This is a genomic window from Thermomonas sp., assembly GCF_025993755.1.
Lineage (GTDB): Bacteria > Pseudomonadota > Gammaproteobacteria > Xanthomonadales > Xanthomonadaceae > Thermomonas.
This window is the reverse complement of the sequence record NZ_JAMQHN010000095.1, coordinates 1-10,405: the sequence shown is the minus strand read 5'-3', so window position 1 is coordinate 10,405 and position 10,405 is coordinate 1. Positions and strand designations below refer to the sequence as shown.

Annotated in this window: 9 protein-coding genes, 1 tRNA gene and 1 pseudogene; 8 read left to right on the top strand and 3 right to left on the bottom strand. The window is 69.6% G+C overall.

Features of this window, described 5'->3' with window-relative positions:
- Window positions 1–244: 244 nt before the first annotated feature.
- From Q0X16_RS06700 to hemA, 3 genes and pseudogenes are all read right to left on the bottom strand, one after another.
- Window positions 245–379, bottom strand: a pseudogene (locus Q0X16_RS06700) (prepilin-type N-terminal cleavage/methylation domain-containing protein); the annotation flags it as partial.
- Window positions 380–682: 303 nt separating this feature from the next.
- Window positions 683–1,768, bottom strand: a complete 1,086-nt coding sequence (gene prfA / locus Q0X16_RS06695) for a peptide chain release factor 1 (protein WP_297832324.1) — start codon at window positions 1,766–1,768, stop codon at window positions 683–685.
- Window positions 1,761–3,095, bottom strand: a complete 1,335-nt coding sequence (hemA, locus tag Q0X16_RS06690; protein ID WP_297832321.1) for a glutamyl-tRNA reductase — start codon at window positions 3,093–3,095, stop codon at window positions 1,761–1,763. Before hemA ends, prfA begins: the two co-directional genes overlap by 8 nt.
- A 95-nt stretch (window positions 3,096–3,190) precedes the next feature.
- Here hemA and Q0X16_RS06685 point away from each other — a divergent pair, with 95 nt between their 5' ends.
- The 8 genes from Q0X16_RS06685 to ychF all read left to right on the top strand — a co-directional run bounded on the left by Q0X16_RS06685 (window position 3,191) and on the right by ychF (window position 10,161).
- Window positions 3,191–4,888 (top strand): tetratricopeptide repeat protein, encoded by a 1,698-nt coding sequence (locus tag Q0X16_RS06685; protein WP_297832317.1) that lies wholly within the window; start codon window positions 3,191–3,193, stop codon window positions 4,886–4,888.
- Window positions 4,885–5,532, top strand: coding sequence for an outer membrane lipoprotein LolB (locus tag Q0X16_RS06680; protein WP_297832314.1), 648 nt, complete (start codon window positions 4,885–4,887; stop codon window positions 5,530–5,532). The genes Q0X16_RS06685 and Q0X16_RS06680 overlap by 4 nt, the downstream gene beginning before the upstream one ends.
- Window positions 5,529–6,437, top strand: a complete 909-nt coding sequence (ispE, locus tag Q0X16_RS06675; RefSeq protein ID WP_297832311.1) for a 4-(cytidine 5'-diphospho)-2-C-methyl-D-erythritol kinase — start codon at window positions 5,529–5,531, stop codon at window positions 6,435–6,437. The genes Q0X16_RS06680 and ispE overlap by 4 nt, the downstream gene beginning before the upstream one ends.
- Window positions 6,416–6,491: transfer RNA gene (locus Q0X16_RS06670), tRNA-Gln, on the top strand. Before ispE ends, Q0X16_RS06670 begins: the two co-directional genes overlap by 22 nt.
- A gap of 88 nt (window positions 6,492–6,579) precedes the next feature.
- A complete protein-coding gene (locus Q0X16_RS06665) occupies window positions 6,580–7,539 on the top strand; it encodes a ribose-phosphate diphosphokinase (protein WP_297832309.1) in 960 nt (319 codons plus the stop codon).
- A 114-nt stretch (window positions 7,540–7,653) separates the two neighbouring features.
- A complete protein-coding gene (locus Q0X16_RS06660; protein WP_297832306.1) occupies window positions 7,654–8,313 on the top strand; it encodes a 50S ribosomal protein L25/general stress protein Ctc in 660 nt (219 codons plus the stop codon).
- Window positions 8,314–8,413: 100 nt separating this feature from the next.
- Entirely contained in the window at window positions 8,414–8,998 is a 585-nt protein-coding gene (gene pth, locus Q0X16_RS06655) for an aminoacyl-tRNA hydrolase (RefSeq protein ID WP_297832303.1), read from the top strand.
- Window positions 8,999–9,069: 71 nt separating this feature from the next.
- Window positions 9,070–10,161, top strand: a complete 1,092-nt coding sequence (gene ychF / locus Q0X16_RS06650; RefSeq protein ID WP_297832300.1) for a redox-regulated ATPase YchF — start codon at window positions 9,070–9,072, stop codon at window positions 10,159–10,161.
- The last annotated feature ends 244 nt before the right edge of the window (window positions 10,162–10,405 follow it).

The following is a 10,405-nucleotide window of genomic DNA, read 5'->3' as shown; positions in this document are numbered from 1 at the left end:
TTGAAGCCCAGTTGCCGAAAGGAGATTACGGCAGCAGACGGCAGGTACCGGAACCGGCGTCGCAGGTCGTGTTCTTGACCAAGCCCGGGGTGCCGCGGGTCTGCGGTGTGTAGCTCAGGCTGGCGCCACCGGTGTAGTCGGCGATGCTCATCGCCGGGCCGGCAGTGCAAGCGATGTTCTGCGGAGCGCCCGGAGCGCGATTGTCGGCGGCGTCGGCCACGGCGGTGTTGATGTAGGCCTTGGCTTCGGCTTCGCAGGCCGAGTTGGCCGAACGCTGCATGTAGTCACGGTAGGCCGGCAGCGCGATGGCGGCCAGGATGCCGATGATCGCGACCACGATCATCAGTTCGATCAGGGTGAAGCCTTGCTGCTTGTTCATAGGTGTATCCCCTAGGGTTGATTTGGGTGGTTCACGCGCCGGTGGTGCCTCTGGTACCGGTCCCAGCACGGGCATCTGGCGCGTGCAGGTACTTTAACGCAGAAATCGTGCCAATGGCGGACAGGCATGGGCTTGTGGCGAATTTGAATCACGCGTCACGGTTTGGTGCAAGACCGCCCGGGAATGGCCTGCGGATTTACGTCAGTTTGTGACGTTTTGCGGCATTGGCGGGCTCTGGCTTTGACCCCCAACCTGCCCGTAGGAGCGCGCCCTGCGCGTGACAGTCGCGGTAGGATGCGTCTCTCACCCTTCCCGCGCCAATTGCGCCAGTGCGTCGGCCTGCTGTTCCTGTTGCAGGCGGGCGACCAGCGGGCCGAGGTCGCCTTCGAGCACGCCTTGCAGGTCGTACAGGGTCAGGCCTTCGACGCGGTGGTCGGTGATGCGGCCCTGCGGGTAGTTGTAGGTGCGGATGCGCTGGCTGCGGTCGCCGCTGCCGACCTGCAGCTTGCGGTCGGCGGCAGTGGCTTTGGTGCGGCGTTCGAGTTCGGCTTCGGCCAGCATCGCGTGCAGGCGTTTCATCGCGGTTTCGCGGTTGGCGTGCTGGCTGCGCTCGGTCTGCGATTCCACCACCAATCCGGTGGGCAGGTGGGTGATGCGGATCGCCGATTCGGTCTTGTTGACGTGCTGGCCGCCGGCGCCGGAGGAACGGTAGGTGTCGATCTTCAGGTCGGCGGGGTTGATGACGATGTCGCCGATCTCGGCTTCCAGCGCGAACACGGCGACGGTGGCGGCCGAGGTGTGGATGCGGCCCTGCGATTCGGTGACCGGCACACGCTGGACGCGGTGGGTGCCGGATTCGTATTTCAGGTGGGCGTAGGCGCCGCGGCCTTCGATCCGGGCCACGATTTCCTTGTAGCCGCCGTGCTCGCCGGGGTTGGCGGATTCGACTTCGATCCGCCAGCCGTTGCGTTCGGCGTAGCGGGAATACATCCGGAACAGGTCGCCGGCGAACAGTGCCGCCTCGTCGCCGCCGGCGCCGGCCCGGACTTCCAGATACAGCCCGCCGTCGTCGCGGGCGTCTCTGGGCACCAGCTGGGCCAGCAATTCGGTTTCCAGCGTCTGCAGCCGCCGCTGCGCCGCGTCGATTTCCTCCTCGGCCAGTTCGCGCAGCTGCGGATCGTCGCGCATCGCTTCGGCCGATTCCAGGTCGGCGCGCGCCTGCGCCTCGGCGGCCAGCGCGTCGGCCAGCGGCTGCAGCGCGGAGAACTCGCGGGAGAGCGCGCGCAGGCGTTCGGGGGCGTCGCCCAGGCCGGGTTCGGCGAGCAGGCGTTCGAGTTCCTCGCGCCGCTCGCGCAGCGCCTCGAGCTTGCGGCGCAGGGAATCAAGCATGGGGCGGCGCTGCGGGCGGCGGCGGTTCCGCCGCGTCGTCGTCCCGCGCCGGACCGGCGGCGTCCGCCGGCGCCGGGAACAGCCGTTCCGCCGCCCGCGCCAGTTCGGCGTCGCCCTGCAGGGCGGCTTCGCGCAGGGCCACGGTGGGCGCGTGCAGCAGCCGGTTGGTGAGGGTGTGCGCCAGCAGTTCCAGCGCCTGCTCGGCCGGCAGGCCCGCGGCCAGCTGGCGGCGGGCCTTGGCCAGCGCCTCGGCGCGGGCGGCTTCGCCGTGGGCGCGCAGGTGCAGCAGCGGCTGCCTGCGGCCGCTGGCCTGGAGTTGTTCGAGGTAGCGCGCGGCGTGCAGGTCGATGATGACTTCGGCCTGCTCGGCGGCCTCGCGGCGGCTGCGGCGGTTGTCCTCGATGACGTGTTCGAGGTCGTCGACGGTGTAGAGGAACACGTCGCGCAGGCTGCCGACGTCGCTTTCGATGTCGCGCGGAACGGCCAGGTCGAGCAGCAGCATCGGGCGGTGGCGGCGCGCCTGCAGGGCGCGTTCGACCAGCCGGCGCTGCAGGACGGGCGTGCGGCTGGCGGTGGCGGAGATCACCACGTCGGCCTCGGCGAGGTGCCGTTCCAGTTCCTCCAGCGGCAGCGCGAAGCCGCCGTGACGACTGGCCAGATCCTGCGCGTGGGCGAGGGTGCGATTGGCGACCAGCAGCCGCTTGACGCGCGCTTCGGCCAGGTGGCGCGCGGCCAGTTCGATGGTTTCGCCGGCGCCGATCAGCAACACCGTGGATTCGTCCATCCGCGCGAAGTTGCGCTGTGCCAGGTGGACGGCGGTGGACGCCACCGACACCGGATGGGCGCCGATCCGGGTGTCGGTGCGGGCGTGCTTGGCGGTGGCGAAGGCCTGCTGGAACAGGCGGTCGAGCGATCCGCCCAGCGCGCCGGCGGCGCGCGCGCTGGCCCAGGCCTGCTTGACCTGGCCCAGGATCTGCGGTTCGCCCAGCACCAGCGAATCCAGCCCGCTGGCGACCCGGAACAGGTGCCGCACCGCCTCGGCGTCGCTGTGGCGGTACAGGTAGTTGCGCAGTTCCGGGCCGGGCGGGGCCTGGGCGGCGTTGCCGGGATGCGTGGCCAGCCAGTCGATCAGGGCCGCGTCGCTGCCGTTGGCCTGCGCGTACACCTCGGTGCGGTTGCAGGTGGACAGCAGCACCACCTCGCTCACGTCCGGCAGGGCGCGCAGCGAAGCCAGCGCGGGCGCCAGCGTTTCCGGCGTGAACGCCACCTTCTCGCGCAGGGCAACCGGCGCGGTCTGGTGGTTGATGCCGAGAAGGTACAGGCTCATGGCTCGGTGGTCGTGCCGGTCGCGGGCGTCGTGCGGGTCCGTGCGGAAGCGTGGGTTAAGCTGACAGTCCAACCGCGCATTGTACCGTCGAACCCATGCCTATCCCGTCGCGCTTCGGCCTGCGCCCGCTCCTGCGGTTCGTCCTGCTGGCGATGGCGCTGGCGCTGCTGTCGGCCTGCGCGCAGGACGCGGGGTTGGCCCGGCCCGCCGCAGCGGCCGGCGTGGATCCGATGGAAGCCGCCATGGCCGGCGAGTTCGCGCTGCAGGGCGGGCAACTTCCCGAAGCGGCGCGGCATTACCTCGATGCCGCGCGCGCCGCGCAGGACCCGGTGCTGGCGGAACGTGCGACCCGGATCGCCCTGCTGGCGGATCAGGATGCACTGGCGCGGCAGGCCTGGGACACCTGGCATGCGCTGTCGCCGCAGCCCAGCCGCGACCAGCACATGCTGGCGGCCAGTCTGGCGTTGCGTGCCGGTCGCCAGGCGACCGCGCGCAGCGAACTGGCCGCGCTGTATGCCGGCGGCGACTGGCAGATGGCGCTGGCCGCGCTGTCGGGCGCGGTGGGCAAGCAGCCCGGGCTGGTCGTCAAGCTGATGGGCGAAGCCGTCGACGGCAAGGCGCTGCCCAACGCGCTGGACGCTTGGCTGGGCTATGGCGGGCTGGCGGAACGTCTGGACCAGCAGGCGCTGGTCGACCGGATCGTCGCGCAGGTGGTGGCGCGTTTCCCCGACGATCCGCGGGTGGCCCTGCTGCGGGCGCAGCTGCTGCGCCAGTCCGGGAAGCTGGACGAGGCGCGTGCGGCGCTGGCGCCGCTGGATGCGTCGGCGCGGCTGCCGGCGAACCTGCGCTGGTCGCTGGCCGGCGAATACGATGCGCTGGGCGATCCGGCGCGGGCGGCGGCGGTGCTGGCCGTCGGCGATCAGGACGAATCCAGCTACGCGCAGCGCGCGTTCCTGCTCGACAAGGCCCACGACACCGCCGCGCTGGGCGCGCTGTACGAGGAACTCAAGCGCGGCGCGACCAATCCCAATCCGCTGCGGCGGCTCCTGCTCGGCCAGGTCGCGGAATTGCTCAAGCGTTATGACGAGTCGCTGTCCTGGTACGCCAGCGTGCCGGGCGAGCGCCTGCAATCCCAGGTCCGGCTGCGCCGCGCCAGCGTCCTGCACGCGATGGGTGACGGCAAGGCGGCGTATGCGGCCCTGCACGCGATCGAGTCGGATGCCGCGCTGGACGAGGACGCCCGCCGCAGCGGCTACCAGCTGGAAGCCGAACTGCGCAGCAAGGACAAGGACGTGGCCGGCGAGCGCGATGCCTTCGCGCGGGCGCTGGCCGCATTTCCGGACAACCTCGACCTGCTCTACGCCCGCGCCATCATGTGGGAGCGTCAGGACGACATCGCCAGGGCCGAGGCCGATTTCCGCCGCATCCTCGTGATCGAACCGGACAACGTCGCCACCCTCAACGCGCTGGGCTACACCCTGGCCGACCGCACCACCCGCTATCGCGAGGCGCTGGAGCTGATCGACCGCGCGCGGGTGGCCGACCCCGGCAACGCGGCGATCACCGACAGCTACGGCTGGGTGCTGTTCAAGCTGGGCCGCACAACCGAGGCGCTGGACTACCTGCGCCGCGCCTACGCGCTGCAGAAGGACCCGGACATCGCCAGCCATCTGGGGCAGGTGCTGTGGGTGCTGGGGCAAAAGGACGAGGCGCGCAAGTATTTCGACGAAGCCCGCAAGCTCGACGCCGACAACCGTTCGCTGCAGCGCGCGCTGCAGGAGACCGGCGCGTGAGACCGGCGGGCGCGCTGGCGTTCGCCGCGATCCTGATGACCGGCTGCAGCACCCTGCCGTCGGCGCCGGACGCGGGTGCGCGCGTGCCGGCGGGCGATGCGGCGGCGGCGCAGCAGGCGCGCGCGGCCGCGCTCGGATTGGCGGACGGCCGCTGCGGCATCCCGCGCTGGGGCCTGAGCGGGCGGGTGGCGCTGTCCAACGGGCGCGATGGCGGCAGCGGCCGGATCGTCTGGTCGCAGGGCGGCGGGACGCTGCATCTGGAACTGTCGGCGCCGGTCACCCGCCAGAGCTGGACGCTGGACGTGGACGCCGACGGCGCGCGGCTGCAGGGCGCCTCCGGCGAACCGCTGCGCGGTGCGGATGCGGCCGGGCTGGTGCGCGCAAGCACCGGCTGGGACGTGCCGATCGCGGCGCTGGGCTGTTGGCTGCGGGCGGTGGCGGCGGCGCCGGAGGCGTTCGGCAGCGCGCAGACCGAATTCGGCGGCGATGGTTTGCCACGACGCATTCTCCAGGGCGGCTGGACGATCGATTTCGAGGGCTGGCAGCCCGATCCCGCCAGCGGGCAGCCCATGCCGTCGCGGGTGTTCGCCAGCCGCGGCGACGACCGCGTGCGGCTGGCGGTGGATCGCTGGACGGCGGAATGAGCGCGTTTCCTCTCGCCGAGAGCTGGACCGCCTGGCCGGCGCCGGCCAAGCTCAACCTGTTCCTGCGCATCACCAGCCGGCGCGCGGACGGCTACCACGAACTCCAGACCGTGTTCCGGCTGCTCGACTGGGGCGATGCCGTGTTCCTGCGCCCGCGCCTGGATGGCCGGATCGGCCGCGTCGGCGCCCCGGTCGCGGGTGTCGATGAGGCCGGGGATTTGACGGTGCGTGCGGCGAAAATGCTGCAAACAGCGTTCAACGTGCGGTCAGGTGTCGATATCGGCATCGAAAAGCGCATTCCGATGGGCGGCGGCTTCGGCGGCGGCTCGTCGAATGCGGCCACGGTTCTGGTCGCGCTCAATCGGCTCTGGCGGTTGGGGCTGGGCGAGGATCAGCTCGCCGCGTTGGGGCAAACCCTGGGGGCCGACGTGCCGGTGTTCGTGCGCGGCTTCAACGCATGGGCCGAGGGCATTGGCGAACGGCTGCAGCCGCTGGAACTGCCGCCGGCCTGGTACCTGCTTGCCAGCCCCGGCGTGCATGCCGGAACCGCCGAATTGTTCCAGGCCGCTGATTTGACGCGCGATGCGCCGCCCGCGACAATAGCGGGCTTCCTTTCCGGAACCGCGCTCGGCAATGCGTTCGAGCCGGTGCTGCGTCGTCGCGAACCGGCCGTCGAGGCCCTGTTCGCGGCGCTCTCGAGCATCGGCCGGCCGCGTTTGACGGGTTCGGGCAGCGGCTGTTTCGTGGAGTTTGCCGAGCGGCACTCCGCGCAACGGGCGCTGGCGGCGCTGCCGGCGGGCCTGCTCTCCTCGGGCACGACCGTCTGGCTGGCGCGCGGCGTGGACAGGTCGCCGCTGCTGGATGCGGTGGCGCGATACGACACAGGGGCGTCGCCAAGCGGTTAAGGCACCAGGTTTTGATCCTGGCATGCGCAGGTTCGAATCCTGCCGCCCCTGCCAAGCGTTTCGTGGGTGCAACGACAAGCAAGTACGCCGCAATCCCGTTTGGCTTTTCCCTGACCTTCGCCGTTTGAATCAGGCCGCTACCATGCAAGACAGCCCCAATCTGCTGGTGTTCTCGGGCAACGCCAATCGGCCGCTGGCCGATGCGGTCTGCCGCGAGCTGGGCGTGCGCCCGGGCAAGGCCCTGATCAGCCGTTTCTCCGACGGCGAGGTACAGGTCGAAATCGAGGAAAGCGTGCGCCGGCAGGAGGTGTACGTCATCCAGCCGACCAGCGCGCCGACCGCCGAGAATTTCATGGAACTGCTGGTGCTGATCGACGCGCTCAAGCGCGCCTCGGCGGCCAGCGTGACGGCGGTGGTGCCGTATTTCGGCTACGCCCGCCAGGATCGCCGCCCGCGTTCCTCGCGGGTGCCGATCACCGCCAAGGTGGCGGCCAAGATGTTCAGCGCGGTCGATACCGACCGGGTGCTGACGGTCGATCTGCACGCCGACCAAATCCAGGGCTTCTTCGACATCCCGGTCGACAACGTCTACGCCTCGCCGCTGCTGCTGGCCGACATCTGGCGCGTGCACGGCACCGACGGCGTGATCGTGGTCTCGCCCGACGTCGGCGGCGTGGTGCGCGCGCGGGCGATCGCCAAGCGCCTCGACGACGCCGAACTGGCGATCATCGACAAGCGCCGCCCGAAGGCCAACGTGGCGACGGTGATGAACATCATCGGCGACGTCGAGGGCAAGACCTGCGTTCTGGTCGACGATATCGTCGACACCGCCGGCACCCTGTGCGCCGCCGCCAATGCGCTCAAGGAGCGCGGCGCGCGCAAGGTGGTGGCCTACTGCGTGCACCCGGTGCTGTCGGGTGCGGCGCTGGACAACCTGGGAAAGTCCTCGCTCGACGAACTGGTCGTCACCGACACCATCCGGCTGTCGGCCGCGGCGCTGGCCTGCGGCAAGATCCGCCAGCTCAGCGTGGCCGAATTGCTGGCCGAAACCATCCGCCGCATGGCGTTCGGAGAGTCTGTCAGTTCCCTGTACGTCGATTGAGGCTTCGTGAACCCGCGGTGCCGGCCTGCCGGCATCGCACCCCACTCACCTGGTCGCGGGTGAGTGTCATCGCCGCCGCGAGGCGGTTTCATTGCAACGAGAGTGAGTCAAACCATGTCACAACACGTCATCAAGGCTTCCAGCCGCAACGTCGAGGGGAAGGGTGCGAGCCGCCGCCTGCGTCGTGCGGCCCAGCTTCCTGCCATCGTCTATGGCGGCAAGTCCGCCCCGCAGCCGATCCAGATCGAGCATGAGCAGATCTGGCTGGCCAGCCAGCAGGAGTGGTTCTACGCTTCGCTGCTGGATCTGGACATCGACGGCAAGGTCGAGCAGGTCCTCCTGCGCGACATGCAGCGCCATCCGTACAAGCAGCTGATCATGCACCTGGACTTCCAGCGCGTGGACGCCAACGAGACCCTGCGCACCAAGGTGCAGCTGCGCTTCGTCAACCAGGAGAAGTCCCCGGCAGGCAAGACCGGTGGCGTGGTCGTCATGCACGAGCTGACCGAAGTCGAAATCTCCTGCCTGCCCAGGAACCTCCCGGAAGCGATCACGGTCGATCTGTCGGATCTGGCCGTGGGCGGCGTGGTGCACCTGTCCGGGCTCAAGCTGCCGGCCGGCGTCGAGATTCCCGCGCTCAAGCTGGGCAAGGAGTACGACGTCGCCGTGGTCGTGGCCAAGCACGCCAAGGAAGAGGCGGCCGAGGATACGGCGGCTCCGGCCGCTGCCGAAGTGCCGGCCACCAAGGCGGCCAAGAAGGACGACGCCAAGTAATCCCGCAACGCGGTTCCGGCGCGGGAGTCCGGATCCGGCATGGCGCCCAGGCGCCATCGCCGGTTCGCCCGCGCCGGGACGGCACGCGTGATCGCGTCACATGGCAGGACTGCGACTGATCGTCGGCCTCGGCAATCCCGGGGCGGAACACCTCAGGTCCCGGCACAACGCCGGGTTCTGGTTCATCGATTCGCTGGCGATGCGGCTGGGCGCGGGCTTCACGGCCGAAGGCAAGCTGTTCGGCGCGGTGGCGCAGGCGACCATCGACGGCCAGCCGGTGCGGCTGCTCAAGCCGACGACCTTCATGAACCTGTCCGGCAAATCGATCACCGCCGCGCTGCGGTTCTGGAAGATCGAACCGGAGGAGATGCTGGTCGCCCACGACGACCTCGATCTGGCGCCCGGCGTGGCCAGACTCAAGTTCGACGGCGGCCACGGCGGCCAGAACGGCCTGCGCGACACCCTGCGCCTGCTCGGCCACGGCCGTTTCCACCGGCTGCGGATCGGCATCGGTCATCCGGGGCCGGGGCGGCAGGAACTGGTGGTGCCGTGGGTGCTCGGCCGTCCGAGCGGCAGCGACGAAGCGCTGATCCTGGACGCCATCGGCGATGCGCTGGATGTGCTGCCGCTGGCGGTGGCGGGCGATTTCAACGAAGCGATGAAGCGGTTGCATACCTCGAAATAGGCAAGACGCCGGACGCAAGACGTGAAACCAATGCGGCTCACGTCTTGCGTCTCACGTCTTACGGAAACCCCATGGGCATCAAATGCGGCATCGTCGGGCTGCCGAACGTCGGCAAGTCCACCCTGTTCAACGCGCTGACCAAGGCCGGCATCGCGGCGGCCAACTTTCCCTTCTGCACGATCGAGCCGAACGTCGGCGTGGTGCCGGTGCCGGACCCGCGGCTGAATGCGCTGGCCGAGATCGTCAGGCCGCAGAAGCTGGTGCCGACGGCGGTCGAATTCGTCGACATCGCCGGGCTGGTGGCCGGCGCGGCCAGCGGCGAGGGCCTGGGCAACAAGTTCCTGGCGCACATCCGCGAGGTCGACGCGATCTGCCACGTGGTGCGCTGCTTCGAGCACCCGGACGTGATCCACGTCGCCAACCGGGTCGATCCGATCGCCGACATCGAGACCATCGACACCGAGCTGGCGCTGGCCGATCTGGAGTCGGTGGACAAGGCCATCGCCCGCTTCGAGCGCGTCGCCAAGAGCGGCGACAAGGACGCCAAGGCGAAGATCGACGTGCTGGGCAAGCTGCGCGCCGCGCTGGACCAGGGCCAGTCGGCGCGCTCGGTGGCGCTGGACGAGGAGGAAAAAGTCGCGATCCGCGACCTGTTCCTGCTCACCCTCAAGCCGGTGATGTACGTCGCCAACGTGCTGGAAGACGGTTTCGAAGGCAATCCGCATCTGGACGCCGTGCGCGCGCGGGCGGAGGCGGAAGGCGCGCAGGTGGTGCCGGTGTGCGCGGCGATCGAGGAGGAACTCAGCCAGCTCGACGCCGACGAGCGCGACGTCTTCCTGGCCGACATGGGGCTGGACGAGCCCGGCCTGAACCGCGTGATCCGCGCCGCCTATCTGCTGCTCGGGTTGCAGACCTATTTCACGGCCGGCGTGAAGGAAGTGCGGGCATGGACGGTCAAGGCCGGATCCACCGCGCCGCAGGCCGCCGCCGTGATCCACACCGACTTCGAAAAAGGCTTCATCCGCGCCGAAACGATTGGCTATGAGGACTTCATCAAGTACCGCGGCGAAGCCGGCGCCCGTGAAGCCGGCCGCCTGCGGCTGGAAGGCAAGGAATACCGGGTGCAGGAAGGCGACGTGCTGCACTTCCGCTTCAACGTCTGACCCGCTTTCGAGTGATTCTTCTCCCAACTGAGGGGATTGGGGGCGTGTTCGATTGCATGCGTTCCCGCGGTGGCGCGGGTTGTCGGACCCCATCAGGGCGGCGAGTCATCCGCATATCGAGCATCCGGCACCGGAGGCCGCTTGACGCTTTTCACGCATCACGAAGCCGGGGACACGGGCCCTTGGGTGCGAAATCAAGGAGGAGGCGACGGCCACCGGCCGGCGCCGGGGGACATTCGCACCC